Here is a 22,469-nt window from a genome sequence, read left to right as displayed (position 1 = left end):
GGGGTGTCGGGATAAAGGAAGTTCGCCATGATGGATGTTCTGGTCGTCGGTGGTGGTTATGTCGGTCTGGCGGTCGCAGTCGCGGTCAAGCAGGCAGCGCCGCATCTCGCCGTCGAGGTAATCGAGGCGGCGCCGGAAGACGCCTGGAAGAAGGACCCGCGCGCCTCGGCGATCATCGCGGCGGCCACGAAGATGCTGGAGGTCTTCGGCATCTGGGAGCGGATCGAGCCCGAGGCGCAGCCGATCACCAGGATGATCGTCACCGATTCGAAGACCTCCGATCCTGTGCGGCCGGTGTTCCTTACCTTTGACGGCGAGGTCGAGGATGGTCGGCCCTTCGCCCACATGATCCCCAATGTCGCGATGGTCGGCGCGCTGCGCGAGGCGTGCGCTGCAGCCGGTGTCCGGATCCGCCATGGCGCGACGGCCACGGGTTTTCGCAATACCGGGCCTTCGGCCGAGCTCGCGCTCTCCGATGGAAGCGTTGTTTCGGCGCGGCTGGTGGTCGCCTGCGATGGCGTGCGCTCGAAGTTGCGCGACATGGCTGGCATCAAGACCGTCACCTGGGACTACGGCCAGTCAGGCATCGTCACAACGGTCGAGCACGAGCGGCCGCATGAAGGCTCAGCCGAGGAGCATTTCCTGCCGGCCGGTCCCTTCGCCATCCTGCCGCTCAAGGGCAATCGTTCCTCGCTGGTCTGGACTGAGCGCACAAGCGATGCCGAGCGGCTGGTGGCATCCGACGATCTCGTGTTCGAAGAGGAACTGGAGCGCCGTTTCGGTCACAAGCTCGGCACGATCCGCGCGACCTCCGATCGCCGTGCCTTTCCGCTGGGGCTGACGCTCGCCCGCGAATTCGTCGCGCCGCGGCTGGCGCTGGCCGGTGACGCCGCTCACGGCATCCACCCGATTTCCGGCCAGGGCCTCAATCTCGGCTTCAAGGACGTGGCAGCTCTCGCCGAGACCATCGTCGAGGCAGACCGGCTCGGCCTCGATATCGGCGACCTCAATGTTCTGGAGCGCTACCAGACCTGGCGGCGGTTCGACACCTTCCGCATGGGGGTGACCACCGACGTGCTGAACCGGCTCTTCTCCAACGACGTGACGCCGATCCGGGTGCTCAGGGATTTCGGGCTTGGTGTGGTCGACCGGATGCCGTCTCTCAAATCCTTCTTCATCCGGGAAGCGGCCGGCACGGCCAATGGCGGCGCACCGAAGCTCCTGGCGGGCGAGGCGATCTGACGGGGTATCGAGCCCTTCACCGAAAATTGCGACGGTGCGACCGGCTTTTGTCCCCTCAGGTTTCCAGCTTGCGGGCCTCGGAAACCAGCATGATCGGAATGCCGTCGCGAATCGGATAGGCAAGACCGGCACGCTCGGAGACGAGTTCGCCCTTCTCCCGGTCGAAGGTCAGCCCTCCTTGCGTCAATGGACAGACCAGAAGCTCGAGGAGTTTCGGGTCGACGGTGCTCATGCGGTTTTCCATGATCGACTTTCCAAGCGATTTCCCGGCAGGGTTCTCCCGCATTTCCGGCGATACCTTAATCGCCTTCGATGCTCTTCCGTTCGTTTCGATGCCATTCCGGAGGCAAAGCCGCCGCACAGCTTTGCTCGAATTGCTCTATTGCAGAACAGAGTCCGCGTCGCCGAAGGTGCGGGCGAGCACAATCTCGGTGATGGCAACGAGCGTTTCGGCGCGGGTCTTCAAGTCGGGGGCTTCGAGCAGCGCCTGCTTTTCGGCAGGGCCGAAGGGCGACATCATCGACAGCGAATTGACCAGGGTGAGATTGCTGGCTCGTTCGACGCTCTCCCAGTCCGCTTCCAGCTTGTTGGCGTCGAGGTAGGCGCGGAAGGCGGCAAGCAGGGCAGTGCGGTCGACCTGCGCTTCCTCTTCGGCGCCGGTGGCTAGGTCGGTCATGAAGGGCGCTATGCGGAAATTGCGGTAGGGCTTGGAACCGGGAACTTCCTCCATCAGGCGGAAACGGCAGACGCCGCCGAGCGACACGATATAGCGACCGTCGCCGGTTTCGGTGAAAGACGTGACGCGGCCGATGCAACCGACCTGGGCGAGCGGCGGGCGTTCGGGCAGGATGTCAGCCTCGGGAACCTCGCCGAGGGCCGGTTGGATCATGCCGATCAGGCGATTGCCGGCCAGTGCATGGTCCAACATGGCGAGATAACGCGGTTCGAAGACGTTGAGGGGCAACTGGCCGCCGGGCAACAACAACACACCCGACACCGGAAAAACGGGCAGAATTTCCGGTAGGTCGTTTTCGGTCAGATATCTGGCATTGCCGACATGCATGAAGATAAACCCATTCCGGCCGTTCCCGGCCGCAACCATCTCCATAATGTGGTTGCGGCAAGGGGAATCTCAAGGGCGGAAGCGCATTTCTCCGCTCAGGAGAACAGGATCGACGAGAGTTTGCGCCGCGCCATGATCGTGGCCGGGTCCTTCGGGCCCCAGACCTCGAAGAACTGCAGCAGCTGGCGGCGCGCGCCGTCGTCATCGAATTCACGGTCACGCTTCATGATGAGCAGCAGATGTTCGGCCGCTTCCTCGCGCCGTCCCTCGACATTGCGGATCTTGGCGAGTTTCATCCGTGCTTCGTGATCGTCCGGATTGAGCGCCAGCGCATGTTCGAGCGCCACCGGGTCGCCCAGCTTGCGGGCCTCGTCGATCTGTTCGAACTTCTTGAGAAGCGCCTGGATTTCGGCGGCCTTCTTAACCTCTTCCGGCAGGCCCTCTAGCAATTGGCGGGCGCGGTCCTGCTGGCCTGCGGCCAGCATGCATTCGGCCATGCCGGCGATCGCCTTGGGATTTTCGGGTTCGGCTTGCATGATGGCGCCGAAGAGCTGGGCAGCCTCCTGGATATTGCCCGAGGCAAGCAGTGTCGCCGCCTCCTCCAGCGCTGCCTCGATCTCCGCTGCCTGATCGGCGCCGGCGGGGCCTGCGACCTTGTCGATGAACTGGCGGACCTGGCTTTCCGGGAGCGCACCCATGAAACCATCCACCGGGCGGCCGTTGACGAAGGCGATGACGGCGGGGATCGACTGGATGCCGAGCTGGCCCGGAATGGCCGGGTGGTCATCGATGTTCATCTTGACCAGCTTGACGCGACCGCCGGCTTCGTTGACCACCTTCTCGATCACCGGGGTCAGTTGCTTGCAGGGGCCGCACCAGGGTGCCCAGAAATCGACGAGAACCGGCTGGTTGCGGGATTCTTCGATGACATCCTTGGTGAAGCCGGCCGTGGTGGTGTCCTTGATGGCTGCACCGCTGGCGGCTGCAGCCGGGGCGGCGGACGCGCCGCCGAAATGGGCCTGGCCCGTCATCTGGCCGCCGAAACCGCCATAGGGATTGCTGTTGTCGCTCATCGAAATCTCTCCCGCACCTTGGGGCCTCTTCGGGGGCCGAGTTTGCCAGTAAGATCGTATGTCAGGCCGTGACTTTCAAGACAAGCGGCGTGTGGCCCGTCGCCTCAAGAAAGCGCAGGAGGTCATCCCGGCCGATCGAGGTCGTCGCATCGTTGGAAAGCGGATGGCCATTGATGATCTCGTGTTCCATCAGGTCCGCATCTAGGATGAAGGTGACGTTGTGGCCGGTATCGTTGATCGCGCCGAAAACGGTGACGGAGCCGGGGATGACGCCGAGATATTCCATCAGCTTTTCCGGCTTTCCGAAGGAAACCTTGCTGGCCGCGCCGATCAACGTGTGTACCGTCTTCAGGTCGACAACGGCATTTTCCTCGACGGTGAGCAGGAAGAACCGGTCCTTTTTATCCTTCACGAAGAGATTCTTGGTGTGGCCGCCGGGGATCTCGTCGCGCAGCGCCACCGATTCGGCGACCGTGAAGACCGGCTCGTGACGGGCCGTCCTATGCTCGATCTTCAGGTCGTCGAGAAAACGAAAGAGGTCTTCGGCGGTCTTTGGGGAGGCGGTCTGGGGGTCGTTTGTCATGGAGGGCTTTCGGGACTGCGGATGAAAAGAGGAGGCCGTTTTGCTGTCGGGGGAGAGTGATACGTCCGCTTGCCGGGCTTGGCAATCGCGGTCATCCCATGCAAACCCCGGTTTTCCGGGCTTTCGAAAGGCGCGTGATTTTTTCTCGGAAATTTCGTCATTTCCCTGTTGCATTTGAAAAATGATTGGGCCATATAGCGCCCGTCGCCGCAACGCAGACGACCTTCGATCCACCGACTACCCCCGGATCGTCGATATGAGCGGGTGTAGCTCAGGGGTAGAGCACAACCTTGCCAAGGTTGGGGTCGGGCGTTCGAATCGCCTCACCCGCTCCAGTTTTCTCCCGAAAATAACAGAAAATGCAAAGCGTCTTAGACGTTGCGCCGTTTCAATCCGGCAGACAGGCGCTGTTTCGCGCCCTATAGTCCTCCGATCCGCATCGAAGGGGGACGGCATGGCCGACAGGTTGAGGGGCAAGATTGCAATCATTTCAGGCGGCGCGACCGGCATGGGCGGCGCGGCTTCCAGGCTGTTCGCGGCGGAGGGTGCGAAGGTCGCCATCATCGATCGCAATGGCGACGAGGCTGCCCGAACCGCGGCTGACATCCGCGAGGCGGGCGGTGTGGCGGAACATTGGGTCGCCGATGTTTCCAATGAGAAAGCCGTCAATGACGCCGTGCGGGGCGTCGAAGCGCATTTCGGTCCGGTGACCGTCCTTTTCAATCATGCGGGCACGATCGTCATCAAGCCGTTCCTCGAGACCACGACCGAGGAATGGGACTGGCTGCATGCCGTCAATGTCCGTTCGATGTTCCTGATGACCAAGGCCGTGCTGCCGGGCATGATCGGGGCCGGCGGCGGTTCGATCGTCTGCACCTCGTCGATATCGGCTGTGGCGGCAACGCCGATGGAAGTGCTCTACGACACGACGAAGGGCGCCGTACACATGTTTGCCCGCGCGATCGGCGTCGAGTTTCGCGACCGGAACATCCGTTGCAACGCCGTCTGCCCCGGCTTCATCCGCACGCCGCACGGACTTCGGGAAGTGGCTGAGCTTTCCGCGCATGGCGTCGACGTCTCCGACGCAGCCATTGCCGTCCAGCAGGGCCGTATCGGTGAGCCGGAAGACGTGGCGCGCGCCGCGCTCTATCTGGCCAGCGACGAATCGAATTTCGTCAACGGCGCGCATCTCTTCGTCGATAACGGCTTCACCGCCATCTGAAGACCATCGCGGGCATCGCCAGCCGGAGGCCGGTTCAGATCCGCGAAAACACGTAGTCGGTTTTCTGCCTCAGCACTTGGCCGGGCCTCAGCACCGGGCTCGGGAAGGCGGCGTGGTTGATCGCGTCCGGCCAGACCTGGGTTTCGAGGCAGAAACCGGCATAGGGGCCGTAAGTCTTCCCCTCGAGCCCTGGAACCGGCACGTTCACGTAGACGCCGGCATAGAATTGCACGCCGGGTTCGGTGGTGCGCACTTCCATGGTGACGCCGGAATTGATGCTACGGGCCAGCGCCACGCTGCGCTTTTGCATGCGGGTCGGGGAGAGGCAGAAGTTGTGGTCGTAGGGCACCTGTGTGCCGTCCACCTGACGGCGGATAGGCCGCATCTCGCGGAAATCGAAGGGGGTTCCGTCCACCGGCCGAATCTCGCCGGTCGGGATCAGCACGTCATCGACAGGCAGGTAGTGATCGGCGGCGATCATCAGGTCGTGGCCGAGAATATCGGCGCCGCCGTCGAGATTGAAATAGGCGTGCTGGCAGATATTGGCGAGCGTCGGCTGATCCGTCTCGCTTTCATAGACGACCGACAGCACGCCTTCGTCCCTGAGCTGGTAAGTGGCGGTGATCCGGCAATTGCCGGGATAGCCGGCGCGGCCATCCGGATCGGTCATCGCCAGCGTGACGCTGTCGGAGGATAAGCCGATGATCTGCCAGTTCCGTTTCGCGATGCCGTCCGAGCCGCCATGCAGATGATTGACGTCTTTCTCGTTGCGTTCGAGCCGATACGGCTTGCCGTCGAGCGTGAATGCGCCGCTGGCGATACGGTTGGAGCAGCGGCCGGGGGTCGCGCCGAAATAAGGCGAATGGCGCTCATAGTCCTCCAGCCGGTCGAAACCGAGCACCAAGGGTGCAACATGGCCGTCGAGACGCAGGTCCTGGATCGACGCGCCATAGGTCATGATGCGGGCCGTCAGGCCGCCGGCCGAAAGCGTGACGCGTTCGACTGTCTCGCCGCTTGCGGTCTGTCCGAAAATCTCTTTCTGCATGGCGTGATCCTGGCTTGGGAAATGTTGAGGAGATGAAAATCAGCGGGAAAGCTCTCTCGCCGCGGTTTCGAGCCCGCCGAGCGTCAGCGGAAACATGCGGTCGCCCATCAGCCGGCGGATGAGGCTGACCGATGTCGTATAGCCCCAGCGGTCCTCCTGCAACGGGTTGAGCCAGAGGCTCTTCCGGAAATGGCCCGTCAGCCGGTCGATCCAGACCGCGCCAGCCTCCGTGTTCCAGTGTTCAACGGAACCGCCGGGATGGGTGATCTCGTAGGGGCTCATCGAGGCGTCTCCGACGAAGATCAGGCGGTAATCGGGGCCATAGATTCGAATCACGTCCTCGGTCGCCATCACTTCGGAATGCCGGCGGCGATTGTCCTTCCATACCCGTTCATAGGGGCAGTTGTGGAAATAGAAGTAGTCCATGTGCCGGAATTCGGAGCGGGCGGCGGAGAAGAGTTCTTCGACGGTGTGGATGTGATCGTCCATGGAGCCACCGATATCGAAGAGCATCAATAGCTTGACGGTGTTGCGCCGTTCCGGCCGCGTCTTCACGTCGAGATAGCCGTGTTCGGCGGTGGAGCGGATGGTGCCGGCAAGGTCGAATTCATCGGCCGCACCTTCGCGGATGAACCGGCGGAGCCGTCTCAGCGCTACCTTGATGTTGCGGGTGCCCAGCTCAACCCCGTCGTCGAGATTGCGGAATTCGCGTTTGTCCCAGACCTTCACCGCCCGACGATGACGCGATGTATCCTGGCCAATGCGAATGCCTTCGGGATTGTAGCCATAGGCGCCGAAGGGAGAGGTGCCGGCGGTGCCGATCCATTTGGAACCGCCCTGATGGCGGCCCTTCTGCTCGGAAAGCCGCTGGCGCAGCGTTTCCATCAGCTTGTCGAAGCCGCCGAGAGCCTCGACCAGTTTCTTGTCTTCTTCCGAGAGATGCTTTTCAGCCAGCCGGCGCAGCCATTCCTCGGGGATCGGCACGGTCTCCACACCATCGGCACCCGTGACGGTTTCCAGTCCACCAAAGATCTCGGAGAAGATGCGGTCGAAGCGATCGATATGCCTTTCGTCCTTCACCAGCGCGGTGCGGGCGAGGAAATAGAAGGCTTCCGTGTCGAAATCGGCAAGCCCTGCTTCCATGCCTTCGAGAAGCGCCAGGAACTCCCGTAGCGTCACCGGGATACTCGCTTCCTTCAGTTTCAGGAAGAAAGGGATGAACATCGGGCCTCAGAAATTCTTCTGATAGACGAGGAAGGGGGTCTTTTCCGCGATCCGGTCGTAGAGCCGGCGCGCAGTGGCGTTGAATTCCTGCGTCATCCAGTAGACCTCCTTCGAGCCTTCCGCTCTCGCCTTCTCGTAGACGGCCTCGATCAGCGCGCGGCCGATGCCGGTGCCGCGGACCTCAGGGTCGGCATAGAGATCCTGAAGATAGCACACATTGTCGATATGCCAGCAGGAACGATGGAAGAGATAGTGCGCAAGGCCGGCGGGGCGGCCGTCGACCAGCGCAAGGAGACCGCGATATTCGCCCGGTGCCGAACCGGTCAGCCGGGCGAAGGTCGTCGCATAGATTTCCTCGGGCAGTTCGGTCTCGTAGAAGGCCAGATAGGCCTTCCACAAGCGCCGCCATTCCGCCTCGTCCGCTTTGGCGAGCGGACGGATCTCGGCGGTTCCCGCCATGGGCTCAGGTCTCCTTGCCGCTGCCGATGACTTCCAGATCGTAGGGTGTCGTCTGGTAGATCTCGTTGATCCAGTTTCCGAACAGCAGATGGGCATGGCCGCGCCAGCGGTTCAAGGGGGTGATCTCCGGATCGTTGTGCGGGAAATAGTCGTGCGGCATCTTGATCGGCACGCCGGAATTGACGTCGCGGAAATACTCTTCTCCGAGCGAGGTCGAGTCGTATTCGACGTGGTTGAACATGTAGAGCCGGTTGCCGCGCTTCTCATGCACGAGGCAGACCCCCATTTCATCCGATTCCATCAGGATCTCCAGTCCCGGGACCACGCTGATGTCCTCGCGGCGGACCTCGGTCCAGCGGGAGACCGGCACCTGGAAATCATCCGAGAAACCATTGAGGTAGATGGAGGAGGGCGCAAGATTGCGGTGGCGATAGACGCCGAAGGCCTTTTCCTTCAGCGTGTGCTTCGGCACCTCGTGGAAGTGATAGATCGCCGCCATTGCGCCCCAGCAGACGTTCATCGTCGAATGGACGTTGGTTTCCGTCCAGTCGAGGATCTTTTCCATCTCCGGCCAGTATGTGACTTCCTCGTAGGGCAGCGTTTCGACCGGCGCGCCGGTGATGATGAAACCGTCGAACTTGCGGTCCTTCACTTCCTCCCAGGTCTGGTAGAAGGAAAGAAGGTGCTCCTCCGGCGTGTTCTTGGCCTTGTGGCCGCCGATGCGCACGAGGGTTAGTTCGACCTGTAGCGGCGAGGCACCGATCAGACGGGCAAACTGTACCTCCGTCTTGATCTTGTTCGGCATGAGATTGAGCAGCCCGATCTGCAGCGGGCGGATATCCTGACGGATAGCGGCCGTTTCGGTCATGACCCGCACGCCCTCATGCACGAGGGTCTCAAAGGCGGGCAGGGTATCGGGTATCTTGATCGGCATGTTCGAACTCGACTTTCCGTGTCATGGCGGTCCGGACAGGCCCGGCACCGCGCACATACAAAAAAACCGGCAGCTTCCCATATCGCTACCGGTCCTCGGAAAGTTTCTCGAACTCGCCTCGGCCCTTTAGCGACTTATTTAACGTGGCTGCAAGCCGGCCGGCCAAATCACCACGAGGCCAGTCCTTTACGCCTGTCGGCGGCGTGAATCAACGGAAAAGGTTTTCGCGGTGCAGCGCGGGTGTCATCGTCTCCCCGCCGAGACAGGCAAGCGCTTCCGCCATGCCGTATCCGAGCCTTTGACGGGCCTCGTCCAGCCCGAGCCAGAAGAAACGGAAACGGATCGGCTCGCCGCCGCCGAAAGGCATTGTTTCCCAGTGAACCCATGTTTCGGCAGGCTTTTCCGGCAGCGCCACATGAAAATAGGAGCGCCGGTGGGTGATGAGCGATCCCTTTTGCTCGAAGCGGTGGTTGCATGTCTCGATCAGCCGGAACGGTGCCTTCGGCTCGAGCCCGGTTTCCTCGGCAAATTCCCTGAGGGCAGCGCGTTCGACGGTTTCCGGATGCTCCACAGTGCCGCCCGGAACCTGCAACGCGATTTCGGGAAAGTCCGGTTCGTCGAAAACGAGAAGGCGATCGCGCCAGGTGGCGTAGATCAGAACCTTGAATGCATTGGGTGTCCCGTGTGGCATAGCATCGCGTGTCATCGTCCCTCCCGTCTTGCCATGAAGGCGAGGCGTTCGAAGAGATGGACGTCCTGTTCGTTCTTCAGGAGCGCGCCGTGGAGCTTTGGCAGCGCCTGCTTCGGGTCGACGCGAAGGTCGGCGGGATCGACGTCCTCGGCGAACAGAAGGCGAATCCAGTCGAGCGCCTCCGAGGTCGACGGTTTCTTGCGCAGGCCCGGCGTCTCGCGGATCTCGTAGAACTGGGTGAGTGCCGCGCGGATCAGGTTCTGCTTCAGGCCGGGATAGTGGACCTCGACGATCCGTGCCAGCGTATCTGCATCGGGAAAGCGGATATAGTGGAAGAAGCAGCGGCGCAGGAAGGCGTCCGGCAATTCCTTCTCGTTGTTCGACGTGATGATGACGATCGGCCGGATCTTCGCCTTCACGGTCTCGCCGGTCTCGTAGACATGGAATTCCATGCGGTCGAGTTCCTGCAAAAGGTCGTTCGGGAACTCGATATCGGCCTTGTCGACCTCGTCGATCAGGAGCACGGTCTTCGTGTCCGCGGCGAAGGCCTGCCAGAGTTTGCCCTTGCGGATGTAGTTCTTCACGTCGTTGACGCGCTCGTCGCCGAGCTGGCTGTCGCGCAGGCGCGAGACGGCATCGTATTCGTAGAGCCCCTGCTGCGCCTTGGTGGTCGACTTGACGTTCCATTCGATCATGTCGAGGCCGAGGGCCGCGGCCACCTGTCGGGCAAGCTCGGTCTTGCCGGTGCCGGGTTCGCCCTTGACGAGAAGCGGACGCTCAAGCGCGATCGCCGCGTTGACGGCGACCATGAGGTCCTTGTCGGCGACGTAGTCGGCGGTGCCGGTGAATTGCATGGTTTTCTTTCCGTTTTTAGTCGGCGGGAAGGTAATGGGCGAGGAGTTGCGGTGCAAGGTGGACGTTGGTGGACGTTGCGTGTGGATCGCGGCCCCTCATCCGGCTGTCGCCACCCCCTCCCCGCTTGCGGGAGATGGTCAGGGTGAGGGGCAGTCCTCGCAATGGGCCGGTCGACGGACTGCCTTGTCGAAGCGCTTTCCCTTTGACGCAAAGATGCGCTATGGGCAGGGCCATGAGGAAAAACAGCTTCACCATCCTGCTCGGAGGGCCGCTCACCGGAACCGAACGCCTGATGACGGCGATCGCCGGAAGCCGGGTGATCGCGGCCGACGGCGGCATGCGTCATGCGGCGGCGCTCGGCCTTAAGCCCGAACTCTGGGTGGGCGATTTCGATTCCTCGCCGGAAGACCTGTCCAGGGATTTCCCCGATGTGCCGAAAATGCCCTATCCGGCGCAGAAGGCCGAGACCGACGGGGCGATCGCCATCGGCGAGGCGCTGGCGCGGGGTGCCGAAAGCCTGATCCTTGCAGGCGGGCTCGGCGGTGAGCGGTCCGATCATGCGCTGATGCACATGCTGCAGGCCGTGAGCCTTGCCAAGGAGGGCCGCCACATTCTTCTCACCTCGGGTGAGGAGGAAGTCTATCCGCTGCTTCCCGGGGAAAGCGCCATCGACCTGCCGAAGGGGTCGCTTTTTTCCATTCTCGGATTTTCGCCACTTATAGGGCTTTCGATCCGCAATGTCCGTTATCCGCTCGACGATTTCCAACTGCCGTTCGGTTCGTCGCGCACCATTTCCAATGTGGCGGAAGGCCCGATTGCGCTATCGCTGAAGAGCGGAGACGCGATCCTGCTTGCCCGCCCCTATGACATGACCGGAGCCTGAAGCCTTGGCGCCTCCCATCCTGAAACTCGACGATATCTTCCTTTCCTTCGGCGGCACGCCGCTGCTTGCCGGTGCCAGCCTGCAGGTGGAACCAGGAGACCGGATCTGCCTCGTCGGCCGTAACGGTTCGGGAAAGTCGACGCTGATGAAGATCGCGGCCGGGCTGGTCGAGGCGCAGTCGGGCGAGGTCTTCCGTCATCCGGCTGCGACCATCCGTTATCTGGAACAGGCTCCCGATTTCGCCGGTTTCTCGACCGTGCAGGCCTATGCCGAGGCAGGGCTCGGACCGGGCGACGATCCCTACCGCGTCACCTATCTGCTCGAGCATCTGGGGCTGACGGGCCATGAGAACCCGAAGAGCCTTTCCGGCGGCGAGGCCCGCCGGGCGGCGCTGGCGCGGGTGCTGGCGCCGGAACCCGATATCCTGATGCTCGACGAGCCGACCAACCATCTCGACCTTCCGACCATCGAATGGCTGGAAAGCGAGCTTGCCAAGAGCCGTAGCGCGCTCGTTCTGATCAGTCACGACCGGCGTTTTTTGGAAAAGGTTTCCACCGCGACCGTCTGGCTCGACCGCGGTCTTTCGCGCCGGCTCAACCGGGGCTTCGCCCACTTCGAGGAATGGCGCGACAAGGTGCTCGAGGAGGAAGAAATCGAGCAGCACAAACTCGGCAAGGCGATCGAACGCGAGGAGCACTGGCTGCGCTACGGCGTGACCGCTCGGCGCAAGCGCAACATGCGCCGCCTCGGCCAGCTTCAGACGATGCGGGCGGAATATCGCGGTCACAAGGGGCCGCAGGGCACAATCCAGGCCAATGTCACCGAGGGCCGCGAGAGCGGCAAGCTGGTGATCGAGGCGGAAAAGATCACCAAGGCCTATGGCGAGCGCACGATCGTCGCGCCGTTTTCTATCCGGGTTCATCGCGGCGACTGTATCGGCCTGATCGGCCCGAACGGGGCCGGCAAGACGACGCTCCTCAAGATGCTGACCGGTCAGCTCGAACCGGACAGCGGTTCGGTGAAGCTTGGCACCAATCTCGAAATCGCGGTGCTGGACCAGAAACGCGAAGGGCTGAACCCCGACGATACGCTCGCCCATTACCTGACGGACGGGCGCGGCGAAAACCTGCTCGTCAATGGCGAGCAGAAGCATGTGACCGGCTACATGAAGGACTTCCTGTTTCAGCCGGAACAAGCCCGCACGCCGATCCGCAACCTTTCCGGCGGCGAGCGCGCCCGGCTGATACTCGCCCGGATCATGGCGAAGTCCTCGAACCTGCTCATCCTCGACGAGCCGACCAACGATCTCGACATCGAGACGCTCGATCTTCTGCAGGAGATCGTTGCCGGCTATTCGGGAACCGTCATCCTCGTTAGCCACGACCGCGACTTCCTCGACCGGACCGTGACGTCCACTATCGCGCCGGTCGATCCGGAACATCCCGATGGCCGCTGGATCGAATATGCCGGGGGCTATTCCGACATGCTCGCCCAGCGCAAGGGCGCCGAGGACGAGCGCAAGCGGGTGGAGAAAGCGGAGAAGGCGAAGGCGTCCGGCAGCGCGGACAAGCCTGTTGCGGATCAAGGTTCGAAGGGCAAGGGCAAGCTTTCCTACAAGCAGAAATTCGCTCTCGAAAACCTGCCGAAGGAAATGGAGAAGACGGAGAAGGAAATCGCCGCCCGCGAGGTGAAGATGGCCGACCCGAACCTCTTCGCCAAGGACCCTGCGACCTTCAACAGGCTTGCTGCCGAAATGGAAAAGCTGCGCGCCGATCTCACCCGCATGGAAGAGGAATGGCTGGAACTGGAAATGCTGCGCGAGGAGCTGGAGGGCTGAGGCCCAGGGCCCAAGGCCTCAAAACAGCGCGTACCGCCCGCGGCGGCTTCCTGCCTCAGGCGGCTTCCGTCGTTTCCCGCGGACGGGGCGGTTCCGGGCTGAGCCGTTCCAGATGTAACAGGCGCGGCGAGGTGGCGTCGTAGAAGGCGCCGGAGCGGCCGATATAGATCAGCGTCGCGTCGGTGAATTCTGACATGACGCTCGATAGGGTCGCGACCGTGTCTGATTCCAGTCCTTCCAGAACATCGTTGAAGACGATCCAGCGGGGCTTGCGCAGGAGAAGGCCGGCAAAGGCCAGCGCCATCTGTTCGTCCTTATCCAGCAGGCGGTCCCAGCGGGCGCGCTCGTCCAGCTTGTCGGCAATGCGTTCCAGGCCGACCCGCTTCAGGGCGGCGACCATCGCCTCTTCCGGGATGCCGGCCGAGGCAAGCGGATAGGCCAGCACGCTCTTCAACTTGCCTTCCGGCAGATATTCGAGCTGCGGCACGAAGAGGATGTTGTCTTCCTGCGGCAGGCGGATCGTACCCTTGCCATAGGGCCACAGCCCGGCAATCGCATTGAACAGCAGCCGGCGGTTCACGCCCTGATCGCCATTGACCATGATGCGCTCGCCGGCGGCGATTTCCGGGTTCTGTTCCCTGATCCTGAAGCCGGTACGGCTGATCTCGCCATCGATCTGCGGGCAGATCGCAAGGTCCTCGAAGCTGAGCTTGCCGGGCGGGCCGACCTCGATAGCGATACCGCCGTCCTTCGGCTTGATATCCTCGATTTCCATCAGCGCGGCGCGGAAGACCGTCACCCGGAGAAGGGCGGCCTGCCAGTCGGCGATGGCACCGTAATTGTCGACATACCAGCGCAAGGCCGAATAGACCTGGTTGAAGGCAGCGGCCGCGGCCATGAGTTCGCCGAAGGTCATGGTGCCGGCGAAGTAGGCCGGAGACGCGATCAGGATCGGCACGATCATGGCGAGCCAGCCGAAGCCGGCCGTGACCCAGGTGAGATTGGTCAGCGCCATGGCAAGCTGGCGGATGACGGCAAGAACGGAATCGATCGCCTCGTGAATGTGGCGGCGCTCGGTTTCCTCGCCGCCGGCGAGCGCGATGGCCTCGAGGTTCTCGTTGGCGCGCATCAGCGAGAAGCGCAGGTCGGCTTCGCGCGCATAGCGTTCGGCATTGAGCCGGGTGAGCCGCCAGCCGACCACTTTACTGAGCAGCGACGCGGCGGCGGCATAGATCAGCGCTCCCCAGACCATATAGCCGGGAATGGAGAAACTGTAGTCGCCGACATGAAAGACGAAGCCGCTCGACATCTGCCAGAGAACGCCGATGAAGCTGACGAGCAGGATCGTTGCCTGGACAAGTCCGATCGACAGCGAGGTGGTCATTTCCGCGAGCTTGCGGGCATCCTCGTGCAGGCGCTGGTCCGGATTGACGCCGAGCGGGCTCGACATCGAGAGCCGGTAGGCGCGACGGTCCTTCAACCACTGGTCGACGACATCGCGCGACAGGCCCTCGCGCATGTAGAGCGCGGTCATCTGGTTGAGCCAGGTCTGGACGACGTTGAGCAGCAGCAGAAAACCGGCGATCAGGCCGAAATTGCCGAGCTCCCGGATGAAGGCATCGATGTCGCGCCGTTCCAGGGAATTGTAGAAGGGCACGTTCCAGCGGTTTATCAGGACCTGGCCGTAGGTGGTCAGGAGGATGACGGCAAGCAGCGCGCCGGCGACCACGAAGACCCGGTTGCGCACCGAGGATGCCCAGAAGGAATCGGCGGCGATCCGCACTTGCCGCGAAAAACTAAGTTCGACCGTCGCAGCCGTGGGGCGCCCGTTTGCAGCTTTTTCCGGATCCGAACTGACCATATATCACTGTCTCGCCGTATCGGCTTTTTCTTATATCATCACAAAGGCGCTGTGCACCCGTACCCGGACACAATACCAGCCTTCCTGCGACAGAATGGCAGAAATAGGTTGGAAAAGCGTTGAGGCCGCGCAACATCGGCCGTTTCAGGCACTTTTCGCAATGCTCTTGCCTCCAGCAGACCACCGCGCTATGTCTCCTCCTGCTCTAACGGGGTGCCTCATGTCCTTTCCGGACGTGGAGCTGAGAGGTCAAAAGCCAACCCGCGGAACCTGATCCGGCTAACACCGGCGGAGGGATTAGACGCGTAAGACAAAGACGCCCTATCCCGAAATCCTACTTGTATGGAGGGGCGATATGCCGACCAAATCTTTTTCGTTTTTGAGCCGCGGGCTTGTTGCGGCCACGGTCTTTTCGTTGCTGCCTGCGCTCTCCGCGATGGCTGCGGACAAGACCCTGACGGTCTACACTTATGAAAGCTTCATCTCCGAATGGGGACCTGGGCCGAAGGTCAAGGAAGCCTTCGAGAAGACGTGCGGCTGCACCGTCGATTTCGTCGGCGTTGCCGATGGCGTGGCGCTGCTCACCCGCCTCAAGCTCGAAGGAGAAGCGACCAAGGCCGACGTGGTGCTCGGCCTCGACACCAACCTCGTCGCGGAAGCGAAGCAGACCGGCCTGTTCGACACTCACGGCGTCGATGTTTCCAAGGTTTCCGTTCCCGGCGGTTTTTCCGACGACAGTTTCGTTCCCTACGACTATGGCCATTTCGCCGTGGTATACGATACCGAGACGTTGAAAAATCCGCCGAAGAGCCTGAAGGAGCTGGTGGAAGGCAACCCCGAAGAGAAGATCGTGATCGAGGATCCGCGCACCTCGACGCCCGGTCTCGGCCTTTTGCTCTGGGTGAAGTCGGTCTATGGCGACAAGGCCGCGGACGCCTGGGGCAAACTCAAGGGCCGTGTGCTGACGGTCACTCCCGGCTGGTCGGAGGCCTATGGCCTGTTCACCAAGGGGGAGGCACCGATGGTGCTGTCCTATACGACGTCTCCGGCCTATCACATGGTGGCTGAGAACACCGACCGTTACCAGGCTGCAGAATTCTCCGAGGGGCACTACATCCAGATCGAGGTTGCCGGACTTCTCAAGAAGGCGCCGCAGAAGGAACTGGCCAAGGAATTCTTGCAGTTCATGGTCAGCCCCGGCTTTCAGGACGCCATACCGACCAATAACTGGATGATGCCGGTCGGTCCGACCTCGGAAGCGTTGCCGGACGCCTTCGGCAAGCTGGTCTCGCCGAAGGACACCTTCCTGATGAGCCCGGACGAGGTTGCCGCCAACCGCAAGGCATGGATCGACGAATGGCTCGCCGCCATGACCCTGAATTGAGCGGGACGGTTTTCCAGTTCATGGATCTTCGCGAGAGGCTGCCGGCGCTTACCGGTGGCCTCGTCGCATTTTCGGCGATTGCGGCCTTTATCGGCATTGCTGTCGTTTCGCTCCTTCAATTCGGCGGGGAAGGCGCGCTGCTGTCCGTGGCCACCGATCCGGTGGTCGGCGCCGTGTTGCGTTTCACGCTGTTTCAGGCGGTGTTGTCGATGCTGCTTTCGGTCGCGTTTGCTATACCGGTTGCGCGGGCGCTTGCGCGGCAACCGCGATTTCCCGGACGTGTCTGGCTGATCCGGCTGATGGCGGTGCCGATGGGTCTGCCGGTGCTGATCGGAGCACTCGGCCTGCTCGGCATCTGGGGGCGACAGGGCCTCGTCAACGACATGCTCGTCCTGCTCGGTGCGGGCCAGCGTTTCAGCATCTATGGGCTCGGCGGCATCCTGCTTGCCCACGTCTTCTTCAACATGCCGCTTGCGGCGCGGCTGGTCCTTGCCGCTCTCGAACGTATTCCGGCGGAGTACTGGCGCACCAGCGCCGGTCTCGGCATGGGGTCGCTTTCCAATTTCCGCTTCATCGAATGGCCTGTCATCCGGCGCATCCTGCCGGGGATCGCCGGGCTGATCTTCATGCTCTGTATCACCAGTTTCACGCTCGTACTGCTGCTCGGCGGGGGGCCGGCGGCAAGCACGATCGAGGTGGCGATCTATCAGGCGCTGCGGCTCGATTTCGATCCGCCGCGCGCGATATCGCTGGCGCTCCTGCAGATCGCGGTAACCGGTGTCATTCTCGGCTTGTTGTCGCTTGCCGGAACGCCGTCCGATCCGGGCGCGTCGGCCGGTGCTGCCGTCAGGCGTTTCGATGGACGCGCTCCGGTCACGCGGGTGCTTGACGGCATAGCGATCCTCGCCGCCGCGCTCTTTCTCGGGCTGCCGCTCGGGCAGGTGGCGATATCCGGCCTGAGGGCCGATCTCCTCAAGCTGACAGGCGAGAAGGCCTTCCAGGATGCGGCGCTGACCAGTCTCGCCATTGCGGCCTCGGCGGCAGTCATTTCCGTTGCGGCGAGTGTCGCGATCATCGAGGCACGGGCGGCGTTGCCCGCCGGCAAGCGGCGATCTCAGCCGGCAATGGTGTTTTCCGGACTGCTTGCAGCCTCGTCCTCGCTGGTGCTGCTGGTGCCGACGACGGTGCTGGCGACCGGGTGGTTCATGGTGCTCAGGGCCTACGGCAATACTTCTGCCTTCGCGCCGCTGGTCGTGGTGTGCATCAATGCCCTGATGTCGCTGCCCTTTACCATGCGCGTGCTGGCGCCTGCCTTTGCCGAACACCGGGCGAGAACGGCGCGGCTTGCCGCAAGCCTCGGCATGCATGGCCTTGCCCGTCTGAAATTCGTCGACTGGCCGGTGCTGCATCGGCCGATACTGACCGGATTTTCCTTTTCGATGGCATTGTCGCTCGGCGATCTTGGCGCTGTGGCGCTGTTCGGTTCGGAAAACCTGACGACCCTGCCCTATCTGATCTATAGCCGGATGGGCAGCTATCGCAGCGACGATGCCGACGGTTTCGCCTTCCTGCTCGGTCTCGTCTGCCTGATACTGGCGCTGGCCGGAACGTGGGGAACCGCATCAGGAGAGGGGCGTGCCGATGTCGGGTAACGCGACGGGTGACATCGTGCTGGACGGCGTAAAGCTTCGCCTCGGCGAAGCCGTGTTCGATTTCGACTGCCGCATCGGCGCCGGGCGTATCACCGCCATTGCCGGTCCATCGGGCTCGGGCAAGTCGACACTCCTCAACCTGATCGCCGGTTTCGAGCGACCCGACCGGGGCCGGGTGCTGATCGCGGGCGAGGATGTGAGCGGGCTTGCGCCCGGCAGGCGGCCGGTCTCGCTGGTCTTCCAGGACAACAACCTCTTTTCCCATCTCGATGTCTTCACCAATGTCGGGCTCGGCATCGATCCGGGGATGCGGCTTTCCGCTGCGGACCGGGAGGCCGTCTCCATGGCCCTGTCTCGCGTCGGGCTTGCGGGCTATGACAAACGCAGCCCGGCGACGCTTTCGGGCGGAGAGCGTCAGAGAGCGGCCTTTGCAAGGGCGCTGGTGCGACGCAAGCCGGTCATGCTGCTCGACGAACCGTTTGCCGCGCTCGATCCGGGGCTGAGGTCGTCAATGGCGGATCTGCTCATCGATCTGCACCGAGAGACGGGTGCGACGATCGTCATCGTCAGCCACGATCCGGACGAAGTGGCCCGGCTTGCGGGAGACGTCCTGTTCCTCGACCGGGGCCGGATCGTTTTCGACGGGCCGCATGACATGTTTGCGGAGACGGTCGATATCGAGGCGATCGGGCGGTTTCTCGGCCATTCGGGCGGCTGAGTGTGCCATTCCCGGTCGGTTCGCCTTAATTTGGACGTTCACCGGTGGCATGCGCTTAAGGAATGGGTGGTTTTCTTTTGTCGTCCTAGTCTTTTTGCGCCCACCTGCGCATCTTTTCCCTTATGCAAATTTATCCATATCCGATGAATGATGTTAAATGGATGGTGCCGAAGGATCGATTCTCGCAGGTCGCAACGGCAATTTTTTCCCGGACGCCATCGGTCCGGATCGCGGTAGGATGGTAGTGGGGCAGGATGCAGGTAATCGCCGATAAGAGCACAGCGCCGGTCGCTCGCGTTCGGCGGCGCCGATCGCCTGGCTTGCGGCGCGGGCTCGTCGCAACGCTTTCGGCCGCGCTCATGCTGACTTCCTGCCAGTCGCTGTTCGAGCAGGCCTATGTGCCGACGGTCAGCCCCTCCAGCAATCCGCAGATCGTCGACGAGGTGCAGAAGAACGATCCGCGCGCTCAGATGGGTGCGCGCGAGCATCCGCGCATCGTTGCAAGCTATGGCGGGGAATATCACGACGAAAAGACCGAGAAGCTGGTGGCGCGCATCGCCGGCGCCTTGACGGCGGTCTCGGAAAACCCGGCGCAATCCTATCGCATCACCATTCTCAATTCGCCGGCGATCAACGCTTTTGCGCTTCCCGGCGGCTATCTCTACGTGACGCGCGGACTGCTGGCGCTTGCCAACGACGCTTCCGAAGTCGCAGCCGTACTGTCTCACGAGATGGCGCACGTGACCGCCAATCACGGCATCGAGCGGCAGCGCCGCGAGGAGGCCGAGGTGATCGCGAGCCGCGTCGTCGCGGAAGTGCTGTCGAGCGATATTGCCGGCAAGCAGGCGCTGGCGCGCGGCAAGCTGAGGCTTGCGGCCTTTTCCCGCCAACAGGAGCTGCAGGCCGACGTGATCGGTGTGCGCACACTCGGCGAGGCCGGATACGATCCTTATGCCGCAGCTCGCTTCCTCGATTCCATGGCGGCCTACAGTCATTTCACGTCTGTCGATCCGGATGCGGACCAGAGCCTCGACTTCCTGTCGAGCCATCCGAACGCGCCGCAGCGCGTCGAGCTTGCCCGCCGGCATGCGCGCGCCTTCGGGCCGGAGGGCACGCATGGCGAGACCGGCCGCGATTATTATCTCAACGGCATCGATGGGCTGCTTTACGGGGACAGCCCGCAGGAGGGTTATGTCCGTGGACAGACCTTCCTGCACGGAAGTCTCGGCATCCGCTTCGACGTGCCGGAAGGCTTCCAGATCGACAACAAGGTGGAGGCGGTGCTGGCGACTGGCCCCGGCGACGTGGCGATCCGCTTCGACGGCGTGGCGGACAACCAGAAGCGCAGTCTGGAAAACTACATTTCGAGCGGCTGGGTGACAGGGCTTCTGCCCGAGACGATCAAGCCGATCACAGTCAACGGGCTCGAAGCCGCGACAGCGAGAGCGACCGCCGACCGCTGGGATTTCGACATCACCGTGATCCGTATCGGGTCGCAGATCTTCCGGTTCCTGACCGCGGTGCCGAAGGGCAGCGCCATGCTCGATCCCACGGCCGAAAAGCTGCGCTCGAGCTTCCGTCGGATCACGCCGCAGGAGGCCGCCTCGCTGAAGCCTCTGCGCGTGCGTGTCGTCACCGTCGGGGCGGGCGAGACGATTGGCTCGCTTTCGGCGCGGATGATGGGAACGGACAGGAAGTTGGAACTGTTCCGGCTTATAAACGCACTGACGCCGACTTCCACCATTCAGCAGGGAAGCCGGGTCAAGATCATTTCCGAGTAACCGGCGCCGATCAGAAGGACATTTCGAGCTTTTCTCCCGTCCGGGGGGCGACGCCGGCAAGCGCCGTCTTCAGCTTTTCCATGGCGCGGGTCTCGATCTGGCGCACGCGCTCCTTGGAAATGCCGAGTTCGACGCCGAGCTCCTCCAGCGTGACGGCGTCTTCCGTCAGCCGCCGTGCCTTGATGATGTGGCTTTCTCTTTCGTTAAGGCCGGTCATGGCTGCGCGCAGCCATGCGCTCCAACGCTCGCCGTCGATGATGCCGCTGACCTGCTCGTCCGGCGGGGGCTCGTCGCTTTCCAGCATATCGAGCTGTTCCGTACCCTCGCCATGCCGGCCGGCGACCGGAGCCTGCAGGGAGGCATCGTTGCCGGAAAGCCGTGCATCCATGGACTGGACGTCGGCGAGGCTGACGCCGAGAGCGGAGGCGATTTCCTGGTGGATGGCCTGTTCGCTCAGGCGGTTATCCCCACGGGCGAGCTTGGCGCGCAAGCGCCGCAGGTTGAAGAACAACGCCTTCTGGGAGGAGCTCGTACCGCCCCGGACGATCGACCAGTTGCGCAGGATATAGTCCTGCATGGAAGCCCGGATCCACCAGCCGGCATAGGTGGAGAAGCGCACCTCGCGCGCAGGATCGAAGCGGGCGGCGGCTTCCAGAAGCCCGATATAGCCTTCCTGTATCATGTCGCTCAACGGCAGGCCGAAGCCACGAAATTTCGAGGCCATGGCGATCACCAGGCGCATATGGGCCTGGGCGATGCGGTTGCGGGCCTGCTGGTCGTTTTCGTCCTTCCAGCGGATCGCGAGATCCAGCTCTTCCTCCCTGTCGAGATAGGGCTGGGCCATAGCAAACCGGATGATATGTCTGTCGGCGGACATGGATTTCATCGTCGTCTCCATGGAATGCGCAACGCTGCGGGACTATCCCGCCGGAACGAAGTTTCAACGGACGAGGGACGCTCCGGTTCCATGGCGGACGGGGCTTTTTTCAGCGAGCCGCCGGACGGGATCTTCCAGTCGTCGCCCTATTCTACGCATCAGGATGGCGCGTGGTTTTGTCGTAATCGCGGGAAAAGCGATTCCGGCAGTATTTTTTTGGTCGTAAAGCGATGGGAGAAGGCGGCCCGGCTCAGTTGCCGTTGCCGAAAGGCTTTCCCAGGAGGTCGGGCGGCAGCCGATGCACGGGAATAAGGGAAAGCCTCGGTACCGGCCAGCCCTTGGCGTCCGGCATGAAGACCAGCCTGTAGCGGGCGAAGACATTGGCGAGCAACAACGAGAACCAGCCTCCGTAGGAGAGGCCCGCGATTACGTCGCTCGGATAATGGGCGGAGACCATGACGCGGCTGAAGCCCATCCAGAGTGCCAGCAGGATGAAGGCCAGCCGGTAGCGGGGCACGAGCAGGATCAGCACCATGAAGATGGCGCCGACCGTCGTGGCATGGCCCGAGGGGAAGCTTTCGAATTTCGAGCCGCTGAAGGAGGAAAAGCCGAACGAGCCCCACTCGTCGAACTGGCTCGGCCGAGCGCGGCCGATGATCCGCTTCAGCAGGTTGGCCGAAAGCCCGGAAAGAGCGACGGCAAGGAAGAAATAAGCGCCGATCTGGGCGGCATAGAGGGCGCGAAAGCCGCGCTTCACGCTGCGGGACAGGCGGAAGGAGGAGAGCCCTTCGAAGAACAGGATGGCCGAGGCGATCAGGATCCAGCCCGAACTGCCGAAATCGGTGATGAGCTCGCCGAGCGAATGGGTGAAGGGGCCGGCCGGCCGCACCGCACCGACCGCCGTGTCGAAGACGAGGAAGGACAGAAGCACCAGATTGGCGGCGACGATCGCGAAGATCTGCCAGTAATGGGGTGCCGGAGGGTGGCGGTTCGCGTCCCGTCGCTTCTTGAGCCAGGCCCAGGTGGTTTCGATGCCCTTCACGTATGCCTTCCGCTTATTCCCGTTCCGCCATTCATGGATGCCG

General features: G+C 62.6%; 21 protein-coding genes, 1 tRNA gene and 2 riboswitches. Of the genes, 9 read left to right on the top strand and 13 right to left on the bottom strand.

Translation table 11 applies throughout. The features are described from left to right. Positions 1–27 precede the first annotated feature (27 nt). Positions 28–1,242 carry a ubiquinone biosynthesis hydroxylase gene (locus tag ACLBKR_RS17860; RefSeq protein WP_113447472.1) on the top strand — a complete coding sequence of 405 codons (1,215 nt, stop codon included), beginning with the start codon at positions 28–30 and terminating at the stop codon, positions 1,240–1,242. 55 nt (positions 1,243–1,297) lie between these two features. Here ACLBKR_RS17860 and ACLBKR_RS17855 read toward each other — a convergent pair whose 3' ends face one another. The 4 genes from ACLBKR_RS17855 to ACLBKR_RS17840 all read right to left on the bottom strand — a co-directional run bounded on the left by ACLBKR_RS17855 (position 1,298) and on the right by ACLBKR_RS17840 (position 3,961). Beyond that, positions 1,298–1,486: a Trm112 family protein gene (locus ACLBKR_RS17855; protein WP_112830724.1), complete on the bottom strand. Its 189-nt coding sequence runs from the start codon at positions 1,484–1,486 to the stop codon at positions 1,298–1,300. Positions 1,487–1,621: 135 nt separating this feature from the next. Then, positions 1,622–2,305: an LON peptidase substrate-binding domain-containing protein gene (locus ACLBKR_RS17850; RefSeq protein ID WP_112830723.1), complete on the bottom strand. Its 684-nt coding sequence runs from the start codon at positions 2,303–2,305 to the stop codon at positions 1,622–1,624. A gap of 95 nt (positions 2,306–2,400) precedes the next feature. Further along, positions 2,401–3,378: a thioredoxin gene (gene trxA / locus ACLBKR_RS17845; protein WP_113447471.1), complete on the bottom strand. Its 978-nt coding sequence runs from the start codon at positions 3,376–3,378 to the stop codon at positions 2,401–2,403. A gap of 61 nt (positions 3,379–3,439) precedes the next feature. After that, the gene (locus ACLBKR_RS17840) at positions 3,440–3,961 is read right to left on the bottom strand and encodes a prolyl-tRNA synthetase associated domain-containing protein (protein ID WP_112830564.1); all 522 of its coding nucleotides are present in this window, start codon (positions 3,959–3,961) and stop codon (positions 3,440–3,442) included. A 260-nt stretch (positions 3,962–4,221) separates the two neighbouring features. Between ACLBKR_RS17840 and ACLBKR_RS17835 the strand changes: the two genes are divergently transcribed. Both ACLBKR_RS17835 and ACLBKR_RS17830 read left to right on the top strand, forming a co-directional pair. Next, positions 4,222–4,296: transfer RNA gene (locus ACLBKR_RS17835), tRNA-Gly, on the top strand. A gap of 119 nt (positions 4,297–4,415) precedes the next feature. After that, positions 4,416–5,183 (top strand): SDR family oxidoreductase, encoded by a 768-nt coding sequence (locus ACLBKR_RS17830; protein ID WP_112830563.1) that lies wholly within the window; start codon positions 4,416–4,418, stop codon positions 5,181–5,183. 34 nt (positions 5,184–5,217) lie between these two features. Here ACLBKR_RS17830 and ACLBKR_RS17825 read toward each other — a convergent pair whose 3' ends face one another. The 6 genes from ACLBKR_RS17825 to ACLBKR_RS17800 all read right to left on the bottom strand — a co-directional run bounded on the left by ACLBKR_RS17825 (position 5,218) and on the right by ACLBKR_RS17800 (position 10,390). After that, on the bottom strand, positions 5,218–6,228 hold the full coding sequence (locus ACLBKR_RS17825) for an aldose epimerase family protein (RefSeq protein WP_113447470.1): 1,011 nt from the start codon (positions 6,226–6,228) through the stop codon (positions 5,218–5,220). A 39-nt stretch (positions 6,229–6,267) separates the two neighbouring features. Beyond that, entirely contained in the window at positions 6,268–7,452 is a 1,185-nt protein-coding gene (locus ACLBKR_RS17820) for a vWA domain-containing protein (protein WP_113447469.1), read from the bottom strand. A gap of 6 nt (positions 7,453–7,458) precedes the next feature. Further along, a complete protein-coding gene (locus ACLBKR_RS17815; RefSeq protein ID WP_112830560.1) occupies positions 7,459–7,911 on the bottom strand; it encodes a GNAT family N-acetyltransferase in 453 nt (150 codons plus the stop codon). Positions 7,912–7,915: 4 nt separating this feature from the next. Then, on the bottom strand, positions 7,916–8,845 hold the full coding sequence (metA, locus tag ACLBKR_RS17810) for a homoserine O-acetyltransferase MetA (RefSeq protein WP_113447468.1): 930 nt from the start codon (positions 8,843–8,845) through the stop codon (positions 7,916–7,918). Positions 8,846–8,951: 106 nt separating this feature from the next. Continuing rightward, a riboswitch (SAM riboswitch) is annotated at positions 8,952–9,029 on the bottom strand. A 24-nt stretch (positions 9,030–9,053) separates the two neighbouring features. After that, positions 9,054–9,551: an NUDIX hydrolase gene (locus ACLBKR_RS17805; protein ID WP_414899870.1), complete on the bottom strand. Its 498-nt coding sequence runs from the start codon at positions 9,549–9,551 to the stop codon at positions 9,054–9,056. Further along, entirely contained in the window at positions 9,548–10,390 is an 843-nt protein-coding gene (locus ACLBKR_RS17800; RefSeq protein ID WP_113447467.1) for an AAA family ATPase, read from the bottom strand. The genes ACLBKR_RS17805 and ACLBKR_RS17800 overlap by 4 nt, the downstream gene beginning before the upstream one ends. A gap of 233 nt (positions 10,391–10,623) precedes the next feature. Between ACLBKR_RS17800 and ACLBKR_RS17795 the strand changes: the two genes are divergently transcribed. Then, on the top strand, positions 10,624–11,274 hold the full coding sequence (locus tag ACLBKR_RS17795; RefSeq protein ID WP_113425569.1) for a thiamine diphosphokinase: 651 nt from the start codon (positions 10,624–10,626) through the stop codon (positions 11,272–11,274). A gap of 4 nt (positions 11,275–11,278) precedes the next feature. Next, positions 11,279–13,111, top strand: a complete 1,833-nt coding sequence (locus ACLBKR_RS17790) for an ABC-F family ATP-binding cassette domain-containing protein (protein ID WP_113447466.1) — start codon at positions 11,279–11,281, stop codon at positions 13,109–13,111. 55 nt (positions 13,112–13,166) lie between these two features. On the opposite strand, the gene ACLBKR_RS17785 is transcribed toward ACLBKR_RS17790, so the two are convergent. Beyond that, positions 13,167–14,972: an ABC transporter ATP-binding protein/permease gene (locus ACLBKR_RS17785; RefSeq protein ID WP_113486249.1), complete on the bottom strand. Its 1,806-nt coding sequence runs from the start codon at positions 14,970–14,972 to the stop codon at positions 13,167–13,169. Positions 14,973–15,171: 199 nt separating this feature from the next. After that, a riboswitch (TPP riboswitch) is annotated at positions 15,172–15,286 on the top strand. A gap of 41 nt (positions 15,287–15,327) precedes the next feature. On the opposite strand from ACLBKR_RS17785, the gene thiB reads away from it, so the two are divergent. The 4 genes from thiB (at position 15,328) to ACLBKR_RS17765 (ending at position 20,507) form a co-directional block, all read left to right on the top strand. After that, positions 15,328–16,356: a thiamine ABC transporter substrate binding subunit gene (gene thiB / locus ACLBKR_RS17780; RefSeq protein WP_113486247.1), complete on the top strand. Its 1,029-nt coding sequence runs from the start codon at positions 15,328–15,330 to the stop codon at positions 16,354–16,356. Beyond that, positions 16,329–18,008 (top strand): thiamine/thiamine pyrophosphate ABC transporter permease, encoded by a 1,680-nt coding sequence (thiP, locus tag ACLBKR_RS17775; protein ID WP_414899866.1) that lies wholly within the window; start codon positions 16,329–16,331, stop codon positions 18,006–18,008. The genes thiB and thiP overlap by 28 nt, the downstream gene beginning before the upstream one ends. Continuing rightward, on the top strand, positions 17,998–18,726 hold the full coding sequence (locus ACLBKR_RS17770; protein ID WP_112830552.1) for an ATP-binding cassette domain-containing protein: 729 nt from the start codon (positions 17,998–18,000) through the stop codon (positions 18,724–18,726). Before thiP ends, ACLBKR_RS17770 begins: the two co-directional genes overlap by 11 nt. A gap of 359 nt (positions 18,727–19,085) precedes the next feature. Continuing rightward, positions 19,086–20,507 (top strand): M48 family metalloprotease, encoded by a 1,422-nt coding sequence (locus tag ACLBKR_RS17765; protein WP_414899864.1) that lies wholly within the window; start codon positions 19,086–19,088, stop codon positions 20,505–20,507. A 10-nt stretch (positions 20,508–20,517) separates the two neighbouring features. On the opposite strand, the gene ACLBKR_RS17760 is transcribed toward ACLBKR_RS17765, so the two are convergent. Beyond that, complete coding sequence (locus ACLBKR_RS17760) at positions 20,518–21,393, bottom strand: RNA polymerase factor sigma-32 (RefSeq protein ID WP_113486311.1); 876 nt, start codon at positions 21,391–21,393, stop codon at positions 20,518–20,520. Positions 21,394–21,634: 241 nt separating this feature from the next. Then, the gene (gene lpxE, locus ACLBKR_RS17755) at positions 21,635–22,426 is read right to left on the bottom strand and encodes a lipid A 1-phosphatase LpxE (protein WP_414899862.1); all 792 of its coding nucleotides are present in this window, start codon (positions 22,424–22,426) and stop codon (positions 21,635–21,637) included. Positions 22,427–22,469: the final 43 nt, after the last annotated feature.

It is taken from the genome of Paenirhizobium cremeum (assembly GCF_047553425.1).
Taxonomy (GTDB): Bacteria; Pseudomonadota; Alphaproteobacteria; order Rhizobiales; family Rhizobiaceae; genus Allorhizobium; species Allorhizobium cremeum.
The sequence above is the reverse complement of the archived record's forward strand: the minus strand, read 5'-3'. Positions and strand labels throughout refer to the sequence as shown.